The sequence below is a fragment of the Kribbella sp. VKM Ac-2569 genome (assembly GCF_004216905.1).
In the GTDB taxonomy this organism is placed as follows: Bacteria; Actinomycetota; Actinomycetes; order Propionibacteriales; family Kribbellaceae; genus Kribbella.
The window spans coordinates 965,761-989,137 of record NZ_SGXJ01000003.1 but is presented as its reverse complement, the minus strand read 5'-3'; the positions used below and the strand labels follow the sequence as shown (position 1 = coordinate 989,137).

Annotated in this window: 21 protein-coding genes; 12 read left to right on the top strand and 9 right to left on the bottom strand. The window is 66.7% G+C overall.

Features of this window, described 5'->3' with window-relative positions; translation table 11 throughout:
* Window positions 1-3: 3 nt before the first annotated feature.
* The 5 genes from EV649_RS25035 to EV649_RS25015 are packed head-to-tail and all read right to left on the bottom strand — an operon-like array spanning window position 4 to window position 3,659.
* Complete coding sequence (locus EV649_RS25035) at window positions 4-630, bottom strand: 4Fe-4S single cluster domain-containing protein (RefSeq protein ID WP_130385986.1); 627 nt, start codon at window positions 628-630, stop codon at window positions 4-6.
* Between the two features lie 2 nt (window positions 631-632).
* Window positions 633-1,781 (bottom strand): hypothetical protein, encoded by a 1,149-nt coding sequence (locus tag EV649_RS25030; protein WP_130385985.1) that lies wholly within the window; start codon window positions 1,779-1,781, stop codon window positions 633-635.
* On the bottom strand, window positions 1,778-2,590 hold the full coding sequence (locus tag EV649_RS25025; RefSeq protein ID WP_130385984.1) for a PP2C family serine/threonine-protein phosphatase: 813 nt from the start codon (window positions 2,588-2,590) through the stop codon (window positions 1,778-1,780). The genes EV649_RS25030 and EV649_RS25025 overlap by 4 nt, the downstream gene beginning before the upstream one ends.
* Window positions 2,587-3,339, bottom strand: a complete 753-nt coding sequence (locus tag EV649_RS25020) for a VWA domain-containing protein (protein ID WP_130385983.1) — start codon at window positions 3,337-3,339, stop codon at window positions 2,587-2,589. The genes EV649_RS25025 and EV649_RS25020 overlap by 4 nt, the downstream gene beginning before the upstream one ends.
* Complete coding sequence (locus tag EV649_RS25015; RefSeq protein WP_130385982.1) at window positions 3,336-3,659, bottom strand: hypothetical protein; 324 nt, start codon at window positions 3,657-3,659, stop codon at window positions 3,336-3,338. The genes EV649_RS25020 and EV649_RS25015 overlap by 4 nt, the downstream gene beginning before the upstream one ends.
* 105 nt (window positions 3,660-3,764) lie before the next feature.
* On the opposite strand from EV649_RS25015, the gene EV649_RS25010 reads away from it, so the two are divergent.
* The 6 genes from EV649_RS25010 (at window position 3,765) to EV649_RS24985 (ending at window position 16,192) form a co-directional block, all read left to right on the top strand.
* Window positions 3,765-6,674 carry an AAA family ATPase gene (locus EV649_RS25010; protein ID WP_130385981.1) on the top strand — a complete coding sequence of 970 codons (2,910 nt, stop codon included), beginning with the start codon at window positions 3,765-3,767 and terminating at the stop codon, window positions 6,672-6,674.
* Window positions 6,675-6,699: 25 nt separating this feature from the next.
* On the top strand, window positions 6,700-9,216 hold the full coding sequence (locus EV649_RS25005) for a caspase family protein (RefSeq protein WP_157996306.1): 2,517 nt from the start codon (window positions 6,700-6,702) through the stop codon (window positions 9,214-9,216).
* A gap of 61 nt (window positions 9,217-9,277) precedes the next feature.
* Entirely contained in the window at window positions 9,278-9,508 is a 231-nt protein-coding gene (locus tag EV649_RS25000; protein ID WP_130385979.1) for a hypothetical protein, read from the top strand.
* A 167-nt stretch (window positions 9,509-9,675) separates the two neighbouring features.
* Complete coding sequence (locus tag EV649_RS24995) at window positions 9,676-10,704, top strand: hypothetical protein (RefSeq protein WP_130385978.1); 1,029 nt, start codon at window positions 9,676-9,678, stop codon at window positions 10,702-10,704.
* A 95-nt stretch (window positions 10,705-10,799) separates the two neighbouring features.
* Entirely contained in the window at window positions 10,800-13,187 is a 2,388-nt protein-coding gene (locus EV649_RS24990) for a CHAT domain-containing protein (RefSeq protein ID WP_157996305.1), read from the top strand.
* A gap of 23 nt (window positions 13,188-13,210) precedes the next feature.
* Complete coding sequence (locus EV649_RS24985; RefSeq protein WP_130385976.1) at window positions 13,211-16,192, top strand: CHAT domain-containing protein; 2,982 nt, start codon at window positions 13,211-13,213, stop codon at window positions 16,190-16,192.
* Between the two features lie 1,316 nt (window positions 16,193-17,508).
* Here EV649_RS24985 and EV649_RS40895 read toward each other — a convergent pair.
* Window positions 17,509-17,904 carry a hypothetical protein gene (locus tag EV649_RS40895; protein WP_157996304.1) on the bottom strand — a complete coding sequence of 132 codons (396 nt, stop codon included), beginning with the start codon at window positions 17,902-17,904 and terminating at the stop codon, window positions 17,509-17,511.
* A gap of 114 nt (window positions 17,905-18,018) precedes the next feature.
* Window positions 18,019-19,130, bottom strand: a protein-coding gene (locus EV649_RS24975; RefSeq protein ID WP_198682662.1) for an IS3 family transposase whose coding sequence is annotated in 2 segments (ribosomal slippage) — window positions 18,019-18,896 and window positions 18,896-19,130 — 1,113 coding nt in all. Because the reading frame shifts where the segments join, the coding sequence is not laid out codon by codon here.
* A 203-nt stretch (window positions 19,131-19,333) separates the two neighbouring features.
* Here EV649_RS24975 and EV649_RS40890 point away from each other — a divergent pair.
* Genes EV649_RS40890 through EV649_RS24955 form a run of 5 tightly spaced genes read left to right on the top strand, consistent with a single transcriptional unit; the run spans window position 19,334 to window position 21,601 of the window.
* The gene (locus EV649_RS40890; RefSeq protein ID WP_157996303.1) at window positions 19,334-19,510 is read left to right on the top strand and encodes a hypothetical protein; all 177 of its coding nucleotides are present in this window, start codon (window positions 19,334-19,336) and stop codon (window positions 19,508-19,510) included.
* Between the two features lie 30 nt (window positions 19,511-19,540).
* On the top strand, window positions 19,541-20,479 hold the full coding sequence (locus tag EV649_RS24970; protein ID WP_130385975.1) for an ImmA/IrrE family metallo-endopeptidase: 939 nt from the start codon (window positions 19,541-19,543) through the stop codon (window positions 20,477-20,479).
* A gap of 12 nt (window positions 20,480-20,491) precedes the next feature.
* Window positions 20,492-20,833 (top strand): hypothetical protein, encoded by a 342-nt coding sequence (locus tag EV649_RS24965; RefSeq protein WP_130385974.1) that lies wholly within the window; start codon window positions 20,492-20,494, stop codon window positions 20,831-20,833.
* Window positions 20,820-21,029, top strand: coding sequence for a helix-turn-helix domain-containing protein (locus EV649_RS24960; RefSeq protein WP_130385973.1), 210 nt, complete (start codon window positions 20,820-20,822; stop codon window positions 21,027-21,029). The genes EV649_RS24965 and EV649_RS24960 overlap by 14 nt, the downstream gene beginning before the upstream one ends.
* Complete coding sequence (locus EV649_RS24955; RefSeq protein ID WP_130385972.1) at window positions 21,029-21,601, top strand: hypothetical protein; 573 nt, start codon at window positions 21,029-21,031, stop codon at window positions 21,599-21,601. The genes EV649_RS24960 and EV649_RS24955 overlap by 1 nt, the downstream gene beginning before the upstream one ends.
* 29 nt (window positions 21,602-21,630) lie before the next feature.
* Here EV649_RS24955 and EV649_RS24950 read toward each other — a convergent pair whose 3' ends face one another.
* Together EV649_RS24950 and EV649_RS24945 are read right to left on the bottom strand one after the other, a co-directional pair.
* Window positions 21,631-21,984, bottom strand: coding sequence for a hypothetical protein (locus tag EV649_RS24950; protein WP_130385971.1), 354 nt, complete (start codon window positions 21,982-21,984; stop codon window positions 21,631-21,633).
* 187 nt (window positions 21,985-22,171) lie between these two features.
* Window positions 22,172-22,453 carry a hypothetical protein gene (locus tag EV649_RS24945; protein ID WP_198682661.1) on the bottom strand — a complete coding sequence of 94 codons (282 nt, stop codon included), beginning with the start codon at window positions 22,451-22,453 and terminating at the stop codon, window positions 22,172-22,174.
* A gap of 179 nt (window positions 22,454-22,632) precedes the next feature.
* Between EV649_RS24945 and EV649_RS24940 the strand changes: the two genes are divergently transcribed.
* Window positions 22,633-23,367, top strand: coding sequence for an XRE family transcriptional regulator (locus EV649_RS24940; RefSeq protein WP_130385970.1), 735 nt, complete (start codon window positions 22,633-22,635; stop codon window positions 23,365-23,367).
* The last annotated feature ends 10 nt before the right edge of the window (window positions 23,368-23,377 follow it).

The following is a 23,377-nucleotide window of genomic DNA, read 5'->3' as shown; positions in this document are numbered from 1 at the left end:
CGGTCAGGGCCGTTCGACCGGCGGCGCCGGCGTGAGGCCCAGCTGCCGTTCGAACTCCACCCGGAACTGACGGACAGTTGGTACGCCGAGCCATCGGATACCTCCATCGGCGCCGAGCTCGATCTGTAGTCCGGCGCTGTCCTCGTCCGGTTCCGGGCGGTGCCGACCGGTCAGGTAGTGCAGGCGTTGATTCGCGGATCCGCGCCAGCGCAGGGCTGCGTGACGATTGGCCAGGTAGGGGCCGTCGACGAGGATGTCCAGTGACTCGAGCAGTCGGTGCTGCGCGGCATCGCCGTGGCGGCGCAAATGCTCGACGACATAGCCGGTGTAGCTCATCACCGAGAGGTCCCGCACGGTGCGCACGCGTCGTATCAGCTCGGCCAGAGCATGCGCCTGCGCGAACGGCTCGCCACCGGAGAGCGTCAGCCCGTCGATCGCCGCGTCGATGATCCGATCGGCGAGTTCGCCGATGCCGATCTCGACACCGCCGGTCTGCGGGATCCACGCCGGACTCGTGCATTCGGCGCAATGCAGCGGACAGCCCTGCACCCACACCACGAATCGATTGCCGGGCCCGAGCACCGTGCAGCGAGGGTGCGTCTCGGCCAGCCGAATGACTGTATCGGGCATGATCAGCGGTCCTTCCAGGTCTTCCGCGGAGGCGTCCAAGTCGGTAACGGCGGAGCCCCTGGTTTCGGGCGATGGCCGTAGTCAGGTGGAGGCGGCTTGCGAATCCACTGCCGGGGTTCGGGGCTTGGCGCCTGGACACTGTGGGGCGCCGGGGCTGGGAAGTGATCGCCGACGCCGGCCGCGATCAGGTCGCACCAGACGCAGTTCGGCAGACCGCGGGGGAATCGGTGGTACGGCGATCGTGCACACGCGGAGATCCTGTCCGCGGCGCCGTCGAGTGCCCGCACCCACATCGCCGCGGTGGGACGCTCGCAGGGGAGCTTCGTGCCGGCGGTGAACGCTTCGGTCATCAGCCGGCGAACAGCCGGGGGAAGGACGGTCACCGGAACCAGACCGGGCCGGTGGCCCAGGCTCGCGGGATCGGTGACACGGTTCGCCCCGAGCCGGATATTGGTGGCTCTTCCTTCGGTACGGCGGCCGACCGGTCGCCCGTCGTACGGGTGCTGGCCTGCCATCAACAGCTCACAGATCAGGATCGCCAGCCCGAAGCGATCGTGTTCGGCGGTCAGGACCGTGCCTCGTCCATCGGCGCTGAAGGGCGCGTAGTCCGGGGTGACCATCTGCGCGGGCCAGATCCGGCCGGCCGGTCGGTCGGTGAACTGCATGCTGTCGCAGTCGATCAGGCTGACCTGGCCCGAGCGAGTGACGAGGACGTTGTTGGGGCTGACGTCCCCGACGACCGTGGACGGATGTAGCGCCTCGAAGATCGCGGCAAGCTCTCGCGCGATCGCGACACATGTCGCCCAGGTGGGATCGTCGAGTGCTTCGGCGCGTGAGCCGGCCTCGTACAGGTTCACCAGCGGCAGACCGTGCACCTCGGCCATGAGGAAGCCGACCGCACGGCTATCGGTGTCGTAGACCACCGCGCGGGGCCACGCCACCCAGCGGTGCTCTCCCGGATCGGCGAGCCGGCGCGTCGGCGGCTGAGCGATCACCACCGCCAGCCGGGCCTCCAGCCATGCATCCGGACGGCTGTAGATCTTGACGCAAGTCCGGTCGGCGCCAAGCACCCGGAAGACTGTTCCTTCGCGACCCCGGGCAATCCGAGGGCCTAGCCGCAGCTCGCCACCGGCGGCCGTGTGGTAGCTCATCGACGGATCGCCAACACCATGGTCATGTCGTCACCGGAGGCGGCGGCGTACGCCGGAGAGGTGAGCCCGGCCGTGAGGTCGGCGGTAGCCCGGTCCGCGTTCTCGAAGACCTGGAAGAACCCTCCGAAATCGGAGGGAGTGAGGTAGCACAATCGGTCGTCGGCCTGCCGGGAGACGTCGAGCGTCGCTTCGATCAATCCGTCCGAGCACAACGCCATCCCTGAGAGAGCGGGATCCTCGATCACACCGGAGAGCATCTCCGTGGCGGCCCTAGGCGTGCCGAGGAACGTCGTGCTGTCGCGTGAACCGGCCATCGCCGGTGGAACGACAAGATGTGCTCCTCCGGGTCGGCGGCATACGACCGCGAAGCAATCGCCCACTGTGATGTAGCAGTACCACGGTGGTGCGGCTAGCACGGCCAGCAAGGTGCACGCGAAATCGTCCAGCGAGAGTTTCTCGCTGATTCCGTCTGACAGCGCGGCGGCGATCGGAGTCACTGCTTGCTCGAACACTGCCCGGCACGCACCGGCCCAGCGAGCGGCGAACTCGACCCAGTCCTGCCGATGTGTGCGCTCCTGTGCTGACAGCGCAGCGACAGCTGATGCGAACGCCGATTCCACTGCGATCCGGGAGCCCACTGCCGAGCGCGGTCTGGAGCCCGCCCCGTCGGCGACGGCGATCACGAACATCTCATCGGCCAGTTGGCGATACAACCAGGAGTCCTGGTTGGCCTGGGCGGCGGCGGCGTGTCGGCCTCCTGGAACACTGACCCCGGTGACCAGCCACCCCGGCGGAAACGGGCCGGTCATCCGCCTGCACCGCCGAGCCAGGAGGCATACTGCTCATCGACCTCTTGGCGGAGTTCGTTCTTGATTTCCGCGGCCGAACCGATGCCCGCTGCCGCATTGATTCGATTGCTGGCCGATACGAGCTCGAGCGCGTGCATGAAGTTCACCTCCGCCAGCGGGTAGTACCCGTTCGCACCGGCCAGCGTTCGTAACGCGCGGTCGTCGGCACCAGGCACACCGATGGCGAAGAAGACCAGGTTGTGCGCCGCCTCCTCGGCTCGTATCCGCTGAGCCACCTCTCCGAGCCGACGGGTGGGACGCCCCTCGAAGTCCGTCGGCGCGCCGTCGGACACGAGGCAAAGGATCGGTCGCCAGGCGAGCAGCAAGTTCTGTCGCTCCAACGCATCCGCGCCGTCGCGAATGATCTCCATTCCACGCTCGATCCCCTCGAGCATCGGGCTGAAGTGTCCGGCCGACAGATCGCGCGGGCTGAACCGGTCCAGATCGACGAAAGGATCAGCCGGTGCTCCGGTGGTCGCGCCGCTCGCGTCGATCGTCCGCACGCCCTCGAACCCGAATGTCACGATGGCGATCTGGCTGATCCGTCGCAGGTTGGCGTCCTTGCGCATGTCGTCGCCCCATCTCCGAAGAGATTGGTTGAGCCTGTCGAGCGCGCCGATCTGTCTGATCGAGTCGGAAGTGTCGACAACGAGGGTGATCAAGGCGCGGCTGTGGGAGGCGCGTGCCGCGGGAATCTGCGAATCGCTCATGCGCGGAAACTCCCTGATGCGGAATCGTCGCCGAGAATCGGGGCGACCGTGTAACCGCCGTCATCAGGCTCGTAGCTCAGGACGTGGCCCGGGAGGATCCGTGCCGCCGGGTCGGCCGTCGCCCACCCGATGACGCCGTCGATCTCGACGTACCCGCCGCCGTCGATGAAATGGGTTCGTGCAACGGCATCCACCGGCCACGCCTGCGCGATCGGCCGACGTATCCAGGAGCAGGCCCGGATCCGGACGATCGCGAGCGCGATCACGCCCGCCGCGCAGACGGCTGCGAGGATCAGCATTACGACGCGAGCGTCACGCACTTGCGACCTCCAGGCTTCGGGTTCTGTACACGGGATGTCTGACGGACAGCCGTTCGCGAGCTCGTGCACGGGACCTCGCCGGCGACCGCGTGGTATAAGCGGTGGATGGAACGTGAGTTCGTCGGCCGCGTCGAACAACGGGAACTGCTTGCGAGCCGGCTGGCCGACGTACGGGATGGTCACGCTCGAACTGTTCTTGTCGGAGGTGAAGCAGGCGTCGGAAAGAGCCGCCTGGTCGCGATGTTCGCCGAGTCGGCCCGCGCGGCCGGAGCCCATGTGCTGACCGGGGCTTGTGAGGAGCACTTCGGCGATCCGATGCCGTACCGGCCGCTGCTGGAACTTCTGGAGATCTTCGGTCGCGAGCACGGAAGGCAGCGGGCGTGTGAGATCGCAGGGCCTGCCTATGAACGACTGACCGACTTCTTCGACCTGGGCACCGCTTCGATGACCAGTCCCGCCCAGGTCTTCCTCGCTGTACGCCGGATGCTGGACGCTCTCGGTACGGTCGCCCCGGTTGTGCTGATCATCGAAGACCTGCACTGGGCGGATCCGTCGACCCTCGACTTGGTCCGGCACCTCGGTCAGGCCCGTAAGGACGACCGTCGGTTGCTGCTGGTCTGCACCTATCGCACGCGCGAGGTGAGCCGCGACCACCCACTGTGGCAGCTGATGGCGGGCGCGACGTTCCTGCGCCAGACCGAGCGCATCGAGCTGCCTGCCTTCACTCTGGAGGAACTGAGTCAGTTCCTCGGCTCCGTGAACAGTGAACGAGCGGACCCGCAATTGGTCGCACGCTGCTTCGAGTGGTCCGACGGGATTGCGTTCTATGCCGAGCAACTGATCGCTGCCGGCGCCTTGGAGAACTCTGAGGACGTCCGGGTTCCCCCCGACATGGAGTCGGTGGTGCTCGCGCGCCTGAGCGGTCTGAGCACGGATGCGCTGAAGGTGCTGCGGGTGGCTGCCGTTGCCGGTCGCGCGATGAGTCGCCGGTTGCTGCGCACAGTCAGCGACCTACCCGCCGAGGCGCTGCACGAAGCGGTGCAGGAGTGCTTCGACCGGCAGATGCTGATCGCCGGACTGGAGGTGGACGTCTACCGGTTCCGGCACGCCTTGCTGCGCGAGGCGGTGTATCAGGCGACCGTCCGCGACACCCGGGTCGACCTGCACGTAGCGATGGCGGAGGCCCTAGCATCCGATCCGGCGCTGAGCCTGACCGAGGGCTCGGCGACCGCCGAGCAGGCCAGTCACTGGTACCAGGCGGACGTCCGGCCGAAGGCACTTGCGTCCGCCGTGCAGGCCGGACAGCTCGCGGCACGCACCCTGGCATTCCCGTCCGCGGAGATCCAGTTCGGCCGCGCGCTGCAGTTGTGGCGACAGGTTGACGATCCCGAGGCGATCGCCGGCGTCGGAAAGGTCCAGTTGCTGATCGAGGCAGCCGACGCCGCGCGGTGGGCCGGCCACGTCGATCGGGCCGTCGACCACATCCGGCAGGCCATTGAAGAGGAGACGGCCGGCCGGAGGACGGATCGGCTCGGCGAGCTGCAGGAGCGGCTCGCCACCTATCTGTGGGAGGCCGGTCAGAGCGCCGAATCCGCCCGGGCCTTCCACGAGGCGGCACGGCTGATGGCCGGAAAGCCACCATCGGCGATGGAGGCTCGCGTCCTCGCCGGGATCGCCCTTGCCCACCTGCGGGCTGGACGCTACCTGGAGGGCCGCGCGGAGGCGGACAAGGCGTTGGAGATGGCGACCGAGGTCGGCGCCCCGGCCGAGGAGGGGCGGGCACTGAACATCTCGGGCCTCGCGATGTGCATGCTCGGTGAGCAGGACGGCGAGAACCGGCTACGGCGCTCGCTCGACGTCGCCCAATCGGCTCACCACATCGAGGACCTTTTCCGGGCCTACGGCAACCTTGGACTCGTCCTCGAGCACGCCGGCCGGCTGCGGGAAGCAGCCGATGTGACGAAGCGAGGGCTCGAGGAAGCACGACAGCTCGACCTGGCGAACACGCGGCAGGGCACGATCCTGGCCAATAACAGCAGCGCCGCGCTCGTGTTGCTGGGCGAGTGGGACGATGCCGAGAGCATCATCACCGAGGTGTCCCTGGACCGGCCGGTGGCCGAGAGTCTCTATCCGCGCCTCACACTGGCCGAGATCAAGGTGGCCCGCGGCGATTACGACCAGGCGCGTCAACTGCTCGCCTCGATCGCCGGTGTCGAGCTCGGCGAGGATCCACGGTTCCTCGGACCGCTGCACACGATCCGGGCTGAGTTGGCGCTCGGCGAAGGCGACCTGGACCGCGCGGTCTACGAGGTGAGATGCGGGCTGGAGGCCGTGCGCGGTACCGAGAGCGCCCTGGAATTGCTGCGCCTGTGTGCGGTCGGTCTCCGCAGCGCGGCCGACCAGGCGAGCAGGCAGGGCGCGAAGGAGCAGGATCGGGCCGTCGCGGTGTCCACCGGAGACTGGCTCGCCCGCGAGGGGTGGGACGCCCACCCGGCGCCCTCGACGGCCGAGACCGAGCAGCTTGTGCGGCTGTGCAAGGCCGAGCGACAGCGCATTCGGCGAGCGGATACCGCCGCTGAGTGGAGCAAGGTGGCCTCTGGCTGGACCGCTCTGGACAGGCCGTACCCCGCGGCCTACGCCCGATTCCGCCAGGCGGCTGCCATGGTCGCGGCAGGTCAGCGGAGTGAGGCGCGGTCAATCCTTCGAGGCGCGCACCAAGCGACTGTCGATCTCCGCGCCGAATCACTCCGCGCCAAGTTGGCTGCGTTGGCCAAGAGAATCGACCTCGACGTGGATCGGGCACCGCGGATCGAACGGCCCTACGGGCTCACCGACGCCGAGTTCGACACGTTGCGTCTGCTTGCTGACGGCAACGATGCGGCGAAGATCGCCGCCGAGCGCAGCGTGGTGCGGCGAACGGTCGAGACGCAGCTCCGAGCGATTTACCGAAAGCTGGACGTGCACAGCGGAACCGAGGCCGTGGCTCGGGCGCACAAGGAGAGCCTGCTCGACTGACCTGCACTGTCCGTCAGAGACGGGCATGACGCGAAAAGCTCTTCTTATCGGTGCGCAGACCAACAACCTGACCGGTGTGCTCAACGACGTCGAGGCGATGGCGGGTGCCCTCGAACCGCGTGGCTTCCAGATCGAACGCTTGGTGACACCGCACGCCACCCAGGCGGCAGTGCTCGACGCGTACGAGAAGCTCATCGTGGACACCCATCAAGACGACGCCGTCGTCGTCTACTACAGCGGCCATGGCGGCCGCCTGCAGACGCCGGAGGGCCCGGACCTGCAGTTCATCGTGCCGGACGACTACGCCGACTCCGACGACGACGACTTCCGCGGCATCACCGGTATCGAGCTGTCGGTTCTGCTCGCCCGGCTCACCAAGCGCACGGCCAACGCCACCGTCGTCCTCGACTGCTGCCACGCCGCGCACATGTCGCGCGACCCTGATCTGCGGGTCAAGTCGCTCCTGCGCGCGGTCTGGAAGCCGACGTACGAGATCGTCGAGCGGCGTCTGGACAGGCTCGTTGAGGACGGTCTACAGGTGCACGAGCGGCACATGATCAGCAATCCGCAAGCCGTGCGGGTGGTCGCCTGCTCGCCGTCGGAGTCTGCCTTCGAAGGCGTCAACCGCGACGGAGTGGGGATGGGGCTCCTGACCGACGCATTGTCCAGGGCCCTCCGCGAGGCGCAGGGGCTGCGCGTCAACTGGTCCACGCTCATCGACGCGGTCCGTCGGGACGTGCAGGACCTGGCGTCCACCCAACGGCCGGAGGCGGAAGGCCCGTCTGAACGCCAGCCGTTCGAGACAACCGATCTGGAGCCACTCGACACCCTGCCGGTGGTGACGGACGGACCGCACCGGATCCAGCTGCTCGGCGCGCCGCTGCTGGGCGTCGAGGTCGGCGATGAGTTCGCCATCATGCCGGCGGCTGCTACCGGACCGGAGGACGGGCCGGCGATCGGGGCCGCGACGGTGGACCGAGTACTGCCGACGGCCGCGCTTGCGCAACTGCGACTCCAGAAGGCCGGTGAACCCCTGCCGCCAGATGCCCGTGCACACCGCACTCACGCCGCCGCGCCTGCTCTGCCAGTGCGACTGCCTCAGGATCATCCAGTGACCGCGGATCTGGTCAAGGCGATGTTGCTGCGGCCGTTGCTGCGGCCGGCCGGCCCGGACACTGACGGGAAGTCTTCGATAGAAGTCGCGGTCGACGCGCAGGGCGAATTGGTTGTCCAGGACAACGGATCGCCGCTCCATCCGCCGTACCCGCCGACGCCGCTCGGGATCAGCTCGATCATGGCCAACTTGCAGCGAATCGCTCAGGCTGCGGCGCTGCGCCGCTTGGCGGGCGATCCTGCGATGCCGCTGGAGCACGGCATCCAGATCGAATGGGGCCGAGTGCACGACGGCCAGGAGGAGCTGCTTCCCTTAGCAGGAGCGTTGCTCTTCGCGCACGAGACAGAGCGCGTCTTCTTCCGGCTGCGGAACGCCGGCGAACGGGCGATGTTCGTGTCGCTGATCGACATTGGGATCGCGTCCCGGATCTCGATCCTCACCGCGGCCGACCCCGGCGGCGTCCGGCTCGCTCCAGGGGCGTCATATACGTACGGCTGGAACGACGACCTGCGAAGGCTCGTTGGTGTCGGGATGACCTGGCCGGAAGGCGTCGAGATGACAGTCGCGCGGCCGGAGACAGTCATCGCCCTGATCAGCGACGGGCCGGTCGATGTCGGGGCCCTGAAGAACCATGGCGTACGCACTGCGTCCAGTCGCCGCGAGGACGCACCCAAGCTCGAGCGCCTGCTGAGCCAGATCGGCACCGGCGCCACCCGGGAGGTCGGCGACGCTCCCGCCAGGTCGGTCCGCTACTCGGTTGAGCCGATCGACTTCACGGTGAGCCCAACGCCGCCGCCCACACCAGAACGGGCGAGCTTCCTGATCGACGACCGCCCGCGGCAGCCGGTACGTCTGCTCTCCCCGCGCGGCCTGATGCCGGGCAAGGTCGCCGTCCGGATCGCCGAACTGATCGTCCATCGCAACCGGGCGCTGCTCAGCGCCGACGTCAGGGTAGACGCGGTGGTACTGACCGGTGGCGCCGGCGACCAGCCGGTGTACCGGGCGGCGACCACACGGTTCAGCAATATCCGCGACGGTGAGCGGCTGCCGCTCGACAATCTGCTGATCTATCACGGACCTGCCGTGGAGTTCCTCGACATCGCTGTCTGGGTTTCCCGTGACGCCACGGGCAGTCTGGCGCTCAGTGACCTCCTGGCGGAGAAGCTCAGCAGTCCCGCGCTGCAGGCCGCAGGTACTCAGCTGGCCGGGCTTGCGCTGGTCGCGCCGCAGGCCGCCGTTGCGGTGGCGGCGGTGAGCGCCGGCGCCGTGTTGGTGAACACGGCATACGAGCTCCTGTCCGACGCAGTCGGCCAGAGCATCGGGCTGTACCGAACCTCGCTGCTTGCACAGGAGCAGTTCGGGATCGGGCGGCACGTGCGGCACCCGCAGGACTTCTCGTTCACGTTCTCGGTCGAGGTGGTGGCCTGAGAAACCGCCCGAACCTCAAGAAACGCTCGCCTCGCGAGCATCACCGAAAGGTAGCAACAGCATGAATATCAGCAAGAAGCTCGTCATCGGACAGCAGGAGTGGGGCATCGCCGACGCGGACGCGGACGGCATCGCCCGTCTGGTCCGTGAGGCGATGACCAACCGCACGACCGTCGAGCTCCAGCTGTACGACCCTGCTGGGCATGTCGTCACGGTCTTCCTCAATGGCGCGGCCACCTCCAGCGCGGCCCTCGACCTGACCAAGGGACCGAAGCCCAGCGAGATGTCCTGACGATCGGGTGAAGACGGGCCGGGTTCCGCTGAGGACCCGGCCCGTACGTATTCCGCAAACCCCTTTTTGCGGGCGTCTACGTATTTCCCGGTATCTGTTCCTGAGGCCATTCTTCGCGCATTTCTCACCATCGACGATCGGTGAAACGTCGATGCAAGGGAGCGCACGTGCCCTATTCAGAGGAGCCATCCGCCGCCGCGTACGAGGTCCGCCGACTGGCCGGCGCAGGGGAGCTCGTGAATCGATTCCGAGCCGGATCCCGCGACGAACGGCGCAGGTTGCGCGCCGGAGCCGCCGAGATCGCCAGGCCGCTCGTATACGAGCGAGTGACCAAGCCGGTGGAGCGGAATCGTCGCCACTACGAGTGCGCCAGCACGGTGCGGCGGATGCTGCCCGACTGCCTGGACCGCTTCCACGACGACGTCGACGCGGTCCTGGACGACCTGTTCGCCTACGCGGACAAGCCGATCATGAACATCGAGGGCTGGCTCACCTCGCGACTCCTCCGAGCCACCGTGGACGGATACCGCCGCCGCCGGGGCGAACGTGGCGCGCAACAGCGCCCCCGTGTGCCGGGGTGGCTCGCCAACGCGCTCGGGCGGGACACCTGGCTGATCGATCTGGCCAAGGCGATCCTCGAATGGGTCGGCACCGATGCGGCGGCCGGGTCCTCGCTGTGGCCACTGAATGCCTTTGCCGAAAGGCGTGCCGGCCAGACCGGGGATCACACCGCCGGCGAGTCCGTAGTAGCCGACGAGGTCGAGGTCGTCCTGACCGCTATGCGTCGGCGGCGTGCCTGGTACGAGAAGTACGTCGAGCGCCCGTTCGGTCGCAAGCAGGCGCAGGTCTGGTACCCGTCGCACAGCTCAGCCGACGCGCACGCCGAGCCGACGCCGCTGTCGTTGGTGGATCCGGACGAGCGCGACGAGGCGGTGCTGCACGAGCTGGCGAACGTCTCCATCGAGGTCATGATCACGCGCATCGGCTGTGGCGAGGACGCCACCGTCGTGATTACCGATGTACTCGGCACAGTGTTCGGCGGCCTGCAGGCCTCGCACGACCTTGAAAGGTTGCCGGCCGACGAGGGTGGCCTCCACCAGGTGGCCGCGCTGATCGACGACCCTGTCAAGCTCAAGCGGATCGTCGCTGCGGTCCTCGACCTGCTCGCAGACCTCGACCGTCCGTCAGAACAGTAGGAGGCGGACCAAGGAGGTCAGTGGGTATGGACGGACCGAACGACGACGAGTCGGCGCACCTGACCTGGACGAGGGCGGAAGCTGTCGCCCGCTTGTTGGAACTGCAGAAGGCGGCTGAGAGTCGCGAGCTGGTCGACCCGCGCACGGCCCTGGATGAGGTGGACCGGCTGGCGGTGGCGTTCGCGGGGGACCGACAGGTCGAGGCTCTGGTGGAGGCCACGCGCGCAGTCCTGAAGATGACCACCGCACCCGGACCAGTCGACGTGGATGGGCTACGCCGGATGTTCGAAAACCTCAGTCAGATGGCCGGCGAACAGGCCAACCCGCTCATGGAATTGATGCCGGACTACCTGGACGCCGTGCAGTCGTTCCAGCATGGCGGCGATCTGCCGGCCACGCGCGCTCGGTTCGCCGAGATCTTGAAACGGTCCGAGGGGCTTCCGAACTCTGCTCTCGGGCAGCAACTGACGGCGCATATCGCGCTCGTGTCAGAGCTGATGGGGTCGTTGGACGACAGCATGCCGGACCGCGACGAGACCGCCCACGACCGCCGGCCCGAAGCGGCGCGAAAGATCGCGGACCGTCCGAGCGCCACCGATGCCGAACGTGCGATGGGCCTACTGGCCGCCGGCACCGCGGCACTGAACCGGGGCGAGGAACAGGACGTCGGGCGGATCAACGAGGGCATCGCTGACCTGCGGGAGGCTGTGAAGCTGTCCAGCGATCAGCCGGAGCACGTTATGCACCTCGCCGGCCTCGCGCTGGCCCTCTACCACCGCTCGCTGGTCACGGGATCACTCGGTGACGTCGACGAAGCGATCGCGGTACTGGAAGAAGCTCGGAAACTGGCCAGGGGGCCAGCCGATCCGCAGTGGAGCATGGTTACCGAGCTGTTGTCCCAGTTCCGTCGGCGACGCGGGGAAAGCTCGTCGTCGAGTCCCGCTGGGCTGGACGCGCTCCGTGGTCACGCTTGGCAGGTATTGCTGCAGCCCGACCCGGGGAGCGCCCGCACGACCGCACGGAAAGCGGCTCAAGATGCAGTGGATGAAGCTGGTCGGCGCCTCGTCGACCATGAACCCGAGGGCGCGCTACGCGCGCTGGATGCAGGCCGGGGCCTGCTGCTGTTCGCGGCGACCGAGCTGCGCGATCCTTGCACTCGTCTGACCCAGGCCGGCGAGCGTGGGCTGGCGGACAGATGGCGGTCGGAGGAGCAGCCGTCGGCTTGGCTGCGGGACGACGTCATCGAGGTCCTGTCCCGCGAAACCGACTTGCTCGATCCACCGACCCTCGAAGAGATCCAGGAAGCGCTGGGCCGTCTCGGCGCCGACGCGCTGGTTTACCTGGTGCCCGCCACCGCAGCGATGCCGGGCTGGGCGGTGATCGCTCCAGCCGAGGGGACGCCACGCTACCTCGCGCTGCCCAACCTCGTGATCGATGACGGAATGGAGATCGAGCGGTATCTCGCCGCCGCGGCCGGCCGGGATGCAGCCCGTCTCCGTAACAGCCGTGACTTCGAGACCGTCGAGCTGACTGATTTCGTGGAGAGCCTCGAGGCGCTGTGCGGCTGGGCCTGGAAGGCGGCCATCGGCCCGATCGTCAAGCCGTACCTCGAGCATGCCTCGGACCGGACGCCACGTCTCGTACTCATTCCGATGGGCGACCTGGCCCGAGTCCCTTGGCAGGCGGCACGGCGACCCGACGGTACCTATCTGGTAGAGCTCGCCGCCGTGTCGCAGGCCGCGTCGGCTCGGATGCTGTGCGCCTCGGCGGCGGCTGGGCCTGTGCGGCAGACGGCGACCGGGCTGATCGTGGCGGACCCGGTCACAGGCAAGCCGACGTCAGACCTACTGTCGGCGCGCCTCGAGGCGTACGCGATCCATCGGACTTTCTATCCTGGCGCAACCTACGTCGGCCGCAGGCCGGACGGCACCGTCAGCGGCTCGGGCGCCGGCACACCCGACGAGGTCCGGAACTGGCTGCGGGCCGACGGCTCACACGCGGGAACGATGCTCCACTTCGCGACCCACGGAGACATGACGACCGATCCGGCCCGCGCGTCGTCGCGCCTGCTGCTCGCCGGCGGGGATCTCACGGCCGAGGAGCTGATCCGCACTCTGGATGCCGATCGACACCCCATCGGACTCGTGGTGCTCGCCGGCTGCCATACCGGCCAGTCGATTCACGGCTATGACGAGGCGTACAGCCTAGGCACGCTGTTTCTCGCCTCCGGCGCCCGCACGGTGCTGTCGACCCAGTGGAGCATCCCGGATCAAGACACCTCACTGCTCATGTACATGTTCCACCACTTCTTGAGCACCGAGCGCCGACCACCAGGGGACGCGCTCCGCCTAGCGCAGCTGTGGATGCTGGATGACGCCCGAAAGCCGCCCAGGGATATGCCCGCACCGCTGCGCCGCATGCTCGCGGACGCCGATCCCGCCCGCATCACTTCGTGGGCCGGATTCGTCCACTGGGGACAGTGACCAACCGGGAAGGTGGCAATGCTATGGACGTAACCATCGCGAAGCTTCGGGAGGACCTCTCGCAGCTGGAAGGTCCGGCGCGGCTGCCCAAGCTGCTACTCCTGGGGCAGGAGCTCGGCAAACGGTACGTGCGTACCGGCCCGGGCACCCCAGGGGCGCTTGGCGATCTGTCCGACGCAATCGCGGCGATCGACGAGGCCCATGACCTGGCCAGCCCCGGCGACCAGGCCCGCGGGCATCTCGCCAGGCTCCTAGGCTGGCTGCTCTTTGCTCGCTACGGCACGCACGGAGGTTCCGCGCAGGACGCAGAAACCGGTATCGCTGTACTCGGCGAGGCGCTCAGCTACCCGGGCTTCTCGTCGATGGAGATCATCACGGCGCGCGTGGCCCTCGGCCAACTGCACCTGAACCGAGCTATGGAGGCGCTCAACCCTGCGGCGGCGCGCGGCGGCTTCACGGGTGGTGCATCCGTGACCGCGAAGGCCGATGCGGACAAAGCGATCGAGTGCTTCCGCGAGGTTCTCGCCCGCCCGACGTTCAACGCCGACATCGCGAGGCTGATCCAGGCGATGCTCACGCTTGCGGAAGCAGTTCTGCCCCTGTTCAGCGGCAATCTGGCCGGGTTCGACATGACCAAGGTCATGAGCGCGATGGCGGCGGTGCAACAGCTCCAGCAGGGCAGCACCCTGTTTGCGACGCCGGGCGTCAGCGGAATGCCCCCGCCGCTCTCATCCGCTATCGACTTCAGTAACGTCGGCCCGCTCGACTATCCCGTTCTCGACCTGCAGGGCTCCGCTCCATCGACGCAGGCCCCAGCGCCGCGTCGTCCCGCGGCTGCCCCGGCTGCGGCCACCGAACCGGACGCCGCCCGGTGGGCCGCGCGCAGTCGGTTGGCAACCTTGTCCGGCGCCTCCGGACAGCCTGTCTGGGAGCAGACATCGGCGCTGCTCCAAGCGGGGCCGGAGCAGCTTGGAGCCGCAGAACTGGACGCGTTCATCGGCGCGGCACTGAACGCGGTTGCGGCCGGCGACGATGACCCCGTCGAATCGGGGCTGGATCGCCTGCTGTCAGCGGTTGGGTTGTGCCTGCGGGACCGGCGGGACGGCAGCGGATGGGGCATTGAGGACGACGCAGGCATGAGTCTCGCCGCCGCGGGGCATCTCCTCGCTGCGACCGACCTGATCCCGCCCGACCATCCGGCTGCCGCCGCTGTCGTCGAGGCGCTCGGCGGCATGCTGGACGAGGCATGGCCATTGGCTGCGGCGATCACCGGTCAGTTCGAGGCCTACGCGGCCAAGGTGTCGACGCGCCCAGCACCGGTGGCCGCAGTCAGCGAGCTGTGTCGCGTGGTGGCCACAGGTATTGCTGGTGATCCAGCCCTGCTTGAGGCTGCCGTCGCCACCGTGTCGAGCGATCATTTCGCGTACGCCGCACTCGCGACCGCGGTCCAGCAGGTTCGACTCGCAGCGGCTGTTCATGCGCTTGATCGCGACGCTGTCCGCGCATTGGTCGGATCGGCGCCTACGGGACTCACCAGGCTTCTCGATGCGCTGGTCCACGATGAGCCTGAGATGCTTCGCGATGCTGTCGACGGATTCACCGGCGATGTTCTGGAGGCGCGGTTCGCCGCGGTGGTCGGCGCGAGCTACCTCGAGCTGACCGCGGAGCGGCGAAACCTCGACGTCGCCATTCGCCTGCTGTCCGCCGCGACTCGAGATCTCGACGATGCGTGCACGGGGCTGCGCACCCGATCATGGTGGCGGTTGGCCACGGCGTATCGCCGACGGGGCGCGCCCGGAGACTCAGACCTGAGTCGTGATGCCGGGGTGAAGGCGCTGGGCGGTGGCGGCCAGGACAATGTGAGCGCAGCTCGGTTCGCCGGGCAGATGCTGGGGGAGGGGTACAGTGCAGAAGCGTTCACCGCACTCGAAGTTGCCGCACTGGCATCCGGCCGACCGGTCGATCTCGCCGAGGATGTTGTCGGCGTCATTCTCCGTATGGAATCCGAGGACTCACCGCCCATAGAGGTGCCGCCGCACACGGACGTGGCCACCGCGGTCCGGCGTACCGGGGCCGTCGCTCTCCTCTATTTGCACCCGACCGATGACGCGGGCCGGGCCGTCGGCGTGTTGTGCCTGGACCCGGCGACCGACCGCCTCGATGTGATCGCGAACCTTCCGGTGAACGATCCGCTGCTGTTGGACGACCCCGGCTGGTCGGCGATCATGGGGCGGTGGAACGCGGGCAGCCTCCTCGTCGTCGCCACCGGCGAGCTCAACCGGCTCGCCATGCCCGCCGTACGCACCGGCGCAGGCCGTCGCCTTGCCCAGGACATGAGCGTCACCTACGTGTCGTCCGGGACACGCGTGGTCGACCTGGCCAGTCGACCGCCTGTTCCGATGAATGACGCTCCGCTGTTCGTGGTCAACCCGCGCGGTGATCGGGACTCGGAGATGGCAGATGTGATGGTCCTCCGGCGCTTGTTCTATCCGCGCTCGACCTGCATGGGTCGCGCCATCGAGCTCGTGCATGCGGCGGGGACGAGGGACGATGTCCTGAGCAGCCTGCCGGACGCATCAGTGACGCACTTGGCGTGCGGGCTACGAACGGGCGGGGTGCCGGCCCTCCTCCTGGCCGGTGGGGACGTGCTCGATGTGCGCGACAGCGACGTGCACGGTAAGGGGCTGGTCGTTCTCGCGAAACCAGACCCCGGAGGGTTCGTATCGATCGCTGACGCGTTCCTCGACGCGGGCTTCTCAAGCGTCATCGGCTGGCAATGGCCGGTCCCGGCGCCGTACGCCGAACTCGCCCTGTTCATGACCCATTTGATGCTCGTCGATCGTCGCCTGCCGCCGGGGTCGGCGGTGAACGCCGTACACCGGTGGATGCTCGACCCCGACCGTGACCTCGCTCCTCTTCTTACCGGCGCCCACGTCAAAACCGTTGAAACGGTGGACCTGACCCGTCCGGCCCTGTGGGCCGCGCTGGCCTGCCGTGGATGCTGAGCTCGGAACCCGCCATGTCCGATCCCAGCGAGCATCTACGAAGCCTGTTCCTGCAGGAACTACGCCGCGCGGTGTCCGCGCGGATCGAGGGAGGTACTCACCCAGGTGAGGTGTCCGCTGACCTTGGGCAGCGGCTGCGGCGTCTCCGCACGATGCAGCAAAAGGCGCAACTGCACCGCTCGGCCGCAACAGCGACCCATCCTGATGATCCTCACAAGCCAGCGCGGGCCTCAACGAAACCAGACCATAGTCGGTAGGAGCCCTCGCCATCAGATCTTCAGGGAAGGACCAACGTGCATGTGGGGGTACTTGACGACAGCGAAGTACAGCTGAGATCCGCGGGTCTGTGGGATCGGAACGAATGCATGGTCAGGACCCAGGGACCCTTCTTGATTGAGCGGTCTCGGGTGAGGGCCCGCCGCCGGCTGTCCACCTGGAGATCACGATCTCGCGAATGCGCAGTCGATGGCTCTCGCGCAAGGCTCTCCGTACCTCGTGTCCGGATGAGGTCTGGACCATCACGGCCAAATCCTCGCTGCCTGGCGCGAGTCGCGCGGCCATGTTCGCCGCGTGAGAACCGCCGCACTCCGCCTTACGGCGATCTTGGGGAATCCCCTGCACCAGTTATGCGATCCATGGGCGGTAGCAGAAGGTTGGGAGTTGGTTGATCCGGATGATGCGGCGGCCGGGCACGTCGTGATATCCCGTCGGCCTGTGCCGTCGAAGAACTTGCGCCGCGAGAGGCGCGGACGTGGGTTTGTTCAGCCCTCAGGATGTTGATGAGACTGTTGTGGTTCTTGTAGGCGCTCAGGGCAAAGAAGATGCCATTCATGCGTCCGAGCAGAGAGTGCTGCAGATGTTCGCGCCAGGCTGAAGGAGCTTGACGCGATGAAAGTCTTCCAATTACGAAGCGCGGGTGCTGATCTACAGATCGGCCATCCGGCGTTACCTGTGTCCGAGGAGCAACACACACCTTAACCACACGCTTCGCGCTCAACATGATCTCGCCTGGCGACGGTGCGGCAGGAATCGCCTGACGAGTTGGGTTCCGTGGGCTCAGCGCATGACGATTGGGAAGAAGACGGTGGAGCCGTCGAGCGCCGTGGAGAATGAAACTGGCTCGCAGGCAACGATCGAGCAGGCGATGCCCTGACCGATCTCTGGAGCGATACTCACGCGGGCTGACTGGAGATTCCATTGCCAGGATGCGGTCGAGTCAGCGTCCCGGCCTTCGCCGCTCGCATTCTGGCCCCGACACCGCCTGGCGTGAACTGCATCTCTTCTCTGGACGCGGGTTGCCGTGCCTTGTCTTTCGTCTACACCACGATCAACGCGAAACCCGGCTGTCCGAGGGTTGGCTGAACATCTACAACCCGGACAAGGTCGGCGCCGGTATGGACTCCGATCAAGGTCGCCGCGTACACGTACGACACCAGCGGCCGGCTGAGCAAGGTCACCGACCCGCGGTCCAACCTGTCCACGGAGTGCGTTACAACGCGCTGAACCACCTGACCTCGGTCAAGTCGGTCGGCCAGCTCCCGATCCAGCTGAACTATGTGACACTCGATCAGCGCGAGAAGCTCGACACGGTCAAGCGCGATCCGGCCGGCGGACCCGACCGGTGGCACGGCGACGCTGGCGAAGTTCGTGTACGACGTACCGCTGTCCGGCGCGGGTCTGCAGGACCTGTCGGCCAGCTCGGTGGCCTGCAAAGCTCAACCAGCGTCGGCCAGGCACGCTTCAACGCCGTATCGGTTTCGAGATGCTGGATCAGCCGCCGAGGACGGGACTGCCCCGGGTTCAGTTGACTCGCGGGGTTTGGTGGTTCAGGCCGCGAGTGCGGCGGGTTGAATTGTCTCAAACTCGATGGGTGTGAGTCTGCCGAGGCGGCGTTGTCGGCGCCGTCGGTGGTAGCTGGTTTCGATCCAGGAGACGATCGCCAGCCGTAGTTGGTGCCGGCTGGTCCAGCGTTGCCGGTCCAGGACGTTCTTCTGGAGCAGGGCGAAGAAGGATTCCATGGCGGCGTTGTCGCCGCAGGCTCCGACCCGGCCCATCGAGCCGCGTAGTTGGTGGGCTTTGAGGACCCGGATGAACTTCTTGGACCGGAACTGGCTGCCGCGGTCGCTGTGAACTATCAGCCCAGCTGCAGGCCTGCGCAGTGCGACCGCGTTACGCAGGGCGGCCACGGCCAGGGACGCCTTCATGCGTGAGTCGATGGAGTAACCGACGATCCGGTTGGAGTAGACGTCCTTGATCGCGCACAAATAGAGCTTGCCCTCGGCGGTGGGGTGTTCGGTGATGTCGGTCAGCCAGACCAGGTTCGGCGCCGGCGCGGTGAAGACCTTCTGCACGAGATCGTCGTGCACGGGCGGGCCTGCTTTGCGGTTCAGGCCACGTTTCTTGGCGTGGATCGACCAGATCCGCTCCTGGCTGCACAGTCTCGCGACCCGGTTCTCGCCCGCGGTGATGCCCAAGACCTGGAGTTCGTCGGCGATGAACCGGTAGCCGAAGCCGGGGTCGTCGCCGTGGATCTCGCGAGCTGCGTTGATCAGGTGCGCATCGTCGTAATCGCGTTGTGTGACAGGGTTTGCGCGCCATTTGTAGAAGGCTTGCTTGGTGAAGCCGAGCACCCGGCAGGTCACCGCGACAGCGATACCGTCGACGGCGAGATCAAGGACCAGCGGGTAGGTCATTTTGGGTTGATGTCACGAGCGAAGTAGGCCGCGGCCCGGCGCAGGATCTCGTTCTCCTGCTCCAACTGCCGGTTTCGCTTTTTCAATTCTCGCAGCTCGGCCGACTCCTGCTGGGTCGCGCCCGGCCGGTTGCCGTCCTCGATGTCGGCCAGTTTCAGCCAACGTGTCAGACACGACTGGGAGATCCCGAAGTCCTTCGCGATCTGTGTGATCGGAGCCTCGCCCTTGCGGGCGACCGCGACCACGTCACGACGAACTCTTCGGGGAACGCTTTCGGCATGACAGACATCCTTCCAGCAAGGACCGAAGTCCTCACAGGTCAGGAGTCAACCGAACCGGGGGCAGTCCCCTCTCCTATCTGCGACGTCCCGGGGGAGGGACGCGACCGTTGCAAGCGAGATGGGTGCGCACAGACCTTGCGAGTTGTTTCAGCCAGCTGACAGGACAGTTGGCTGACGCTGGCGATCATCTGGCGCGTGCGGCAGCGGTTGCTCGTCGGCTCGCGGGGACGTCAGCGTTGTTGCGCCGTACCGCAGACCCACTGGTGAGGACTCCGCAGCCGTACGTCGACATCGCCTCCGGGATCGCGGATCCAGGACAGGAGTCGTCCGGTCTCGGCCGTTGAGGTAGGCAGCCGACTACTCGGGAGGTTGCTGTGGGCAAGGAAGTGGTGCAGGCGGAGGACCTCTATCGCGTGCTCGATGCGGAATTGAGCAGGCTGCAGACGGGGTCCGACTGGAGCAGGTGGCTGGACGTGGCGGCGTTGTTCCCGACGTACGAGTTCGGGAATCTCGTTCTGATCAATCTTCAGATGCCACAGGCGAGCTGGGTCGCACGCGCTCACCAGTGGGAGGAGCTCGGCCGGCGGGTGAAGACAGCGCAAGGAATCAGGATCCTCAGACCGATACGTGTGCAGACAGCTGTGGCCGAGGCCCGCGGGCACGATAGTGTTGAGGGTTCGGCCGAGGCTCAGGTGATCGGCTTCCGGGTTGGTGTCGTGTACGACGTCACCGCTACGGTCGGCCCGCCCATTCACGTTCCACGCCTACCGGCAACTCCCGACACGACTGTGGCAAGAGGTCTGTGGGACGGGTTGGCGCAGGATGTCGCCGCCGATGGGTTCGCGGTTGATGTACGGCCCACCGGCGATGCATCGGAAGGCTTCACCGACTACGGTGCCAACCGGATCGTGATCGCCGACCATCTTGATGACTTCCGTGCAGTCGCGCGTCTGGCACATGAGGTGGGGCACGTTCGGATGCATTCGCCGGCCGATCCGGACGCGGCTGCTAGATGCGTGGGAACCCGCGAGGTGGAGGCCGAGTCCGTCGCGTATGTCCTCATGGCTCGTCACGGGCTGAGCGTTGACGCCGAATCCTTCGACTACGTCGCGGGTTGGGCACGGCAGGTGGACCCGAAGGAGCCGGGCAACGTGATCAACGCGACCGGTGCGCGGGTCGTCAAGACCGCAAGGCGACTGATCGAGTCGACGGACAGGTATCTGAGCACTCATCAGACCCCGCTCGCTCCGGTGCAAGCGCGACGGCCCGACTCAGCCTTTCTGACCCCAGACATTGACGGTCCTGCGTTGTGAGGCGGCTCAGACATGGGAGCCAGCGAGAGGGTCGCAGCGCTGCGACGAGCACGGGAACGTCAAGCAAGGATCGAGGCCGCGACCGCCCGCGCGGTCAAGGCCCGAGATTCACTCGACCGCACGATCGTGGCCAGGGAAGTCGCCATCGAGCGGTACGACGAACGCGTCGCCGACGCTGAGGCCGCCTGGGCAGCCGAGACAGCCGAGCTCGCCCGCGTCTGCCGATCCGCCGATGCCGCAGCCGAGATTCTCGGCTGGTCGGTTCGCGAACTCCGCCGGGTCGTGAAGTCAGACCGAGAACGACGTACCGCTGTCGACGAGCCGCTTGCGGGAGGTCAGGATGCCGACGCTTGACTCGGATCCGCTGTGGGACATCGATCAAGTCGCCACGTACCTGAACGTGCCGAAACGAACTCTGTACCGATGGCGAACCTTGGGGTACGGGCCGCGGGGCAAGAGAGTTGGTCGGCATCTGCGGTATCGCGCGAGTGACGTGATCGCCTGGTTCGCGGACCTGAGTGACCAGATTCTCGACGAGAGGTGGGACTGATGATCGAGATTAGCCACCCTTCCGATGAGGGCACCGTGACCTGGGGAGTGCCGAAGGACGACCCGCTGACAGCAGTGCTGCAGGCCGCGGACTGGCGCTGGTCCTATCACTTGGCTGCTTGGCATCTCCCGGGTAGTCGTTACCAGGCAGGGAGCATCTTGCATGTGGACGAGGCTGCGGCAGCACTCGAGGCGGCGGGCTTCGACGTCTCGCTACGGGTCGACGACGAGCGGACCCAACGGGGATACTCGCTCAGGCTGATCGGCGAGCAGATCATTCATCTGGAAGGGAAATTGAGCAAGGTCGAGCGCCTGCTCGACGAGCACTTCCGAATCAATGCGCCCGGGCCACAGACCTCACTGGCAACGGATCTGTGGACGATCCGGATGCTCATCCGGCGGATCGACCTCGACGAGCAGCTCCGACACTGGCGGGAGATCGGCGACCGGCTCACTGAAGGTACGCCAGCGCGCAGTGCGGGAATGCTTCGGAACTCCGGAACCGACCGCGCCCAGTACCACGACACCACCGGGCACCACCATGCGGACGATCTGGACGGCCCGCTGCCGTAGGATCGCCGACTGCGGGAACGGCGAGGCTGTCAAGGCATGGTGATGATCCTGGCCTCGGTTGCGGCCTCGAAGTACTCCTTGATGCGCCTCGGAGATCCAAGAACCATCAGGTGGAGCACGCTCGGCACGAGCACCACCTTGACCTCGTCGCGAACTACGGCCTCAAACAGTCGACCGAAGCCAGCCGTCGATCGTGTGTCTTGCCCGACGAAGACAGCCGCGAGCTCGAGATTGGAGCTGGCGGCGAATCGGGCAAGACGTTCCTTGGTGCGGTTGACTTCGGATCTGCAGACCAGCAGGTCCTCGCACAGGTAGGCGTAGGCCCGCGGGAGTTCAACCTGCTCGCGACGATCCGTAGGCGTCCGAAGGCCATAGTCCGTCATCGCACCTTCCAGGCTGACTAATCGTGCGTCATGTCGCGCTAAACCGGAGTGACGTGATGTGGGGCCCTGCCATCGACAGGGGAGGCGACGGCAGGGCCCTGCAAGCCCGTTGCGCACCGGCACGCGCAACGGGGTTTGGAAGGCGCGACCGACGCGGAGGTGAGGCTCACACGCCGGCCTCGCCGGTCTAGATGGGGTGGGCGACCGTGTTGGCTAGTGCTGGGCATTCGTCGGAGTCGAACGGATCCGGATCAAGCCAGCGGATCTCCGATGCGCCCAGGTGGCCATGGACCTCCAGCAGATGGGCGATGCCTGGCCAGAAAGTCATGCACGGGTTCGGTCCCAACCACTTGGCTGCCACCCACTGATGACCGTCCTCGTTCGGTGGGAACTCAACCACCAAGGCGACCACGCCGGTGCCACTGACTCCTGATGGATCGCGATACCGATACAACTCCCCGCGGCGCATCAATCCCGTCTCCTTGCTCAGTTCTGGCGACGTCTCGACGAGGCGCCGAGCGTGCCTCAAGCCTCGCGGTCGGTTGCTGGACACCAGAACCCCGTCTACGGACATTTACGGACATTTCGTGTTACGGTCCAGCTAGACATTTACAGACATCTACCCATGAGTAAGGGTGGGCGATCCGAGTGAACGACGTGCTCCGGCGCGCGATGTACGACGCGAACCTCACTGATCTGGATCTGTCGGCGGAGCTCGCCGTCGACCCGAAGACCGTTCGGAACTGGATGCATGGTCAAATGCCGCATCGTCGGACGCGCATGGCTGTCAGTCGGCTCCTCGGAGTCGACGAGGAAGTCGTCTGGCCTGAGCTGCGGCCAGGCAGCGCGGAGGGTCGACGACCCGCAGAGATCGCCGGCATCTATCCGCGGCGTACGTCGATCAGCCCGTTGAGCTGGCTGTCGTTCTTCGAGTCAGCCAAGTCGGAGATAGGCATCCTCGCGTACAGCGCGCTCTTCCTGGCCGAGGATGCCCGGATCGTGCGCCTGCTGCGCGAGAAGCGCGACGGCATTCGGATCAGGATCGCGCTGGGGGCGCCGGATGGGACGAAGGTTGTCGAGCGCGGTGCCGAGGAGGAGATCGGCGAGGCCATGGGAGCGAAGATCCGCAACTCGCTCGCCCTGCTCGGGTCGCTGCTCATGCAGGAACACGTCGAGCTGCGGCTGCACGACACGGTCCTCTACAACTCGATGTTCCGCTCGGACGGTCAACTCCTGGTCAACCAGCACGCTTACGGAATCCCAGCAGCGCAGTCGCCGGTCTATCACTACCGACACTCGGACGACAGCGAGATGTTCGACTCATACCTCTCGAGCTTCGAAGCAGTATGGGCGAAGGCGAAGCTGCAATCCGCCGCCACCTGAGGTGACTGTT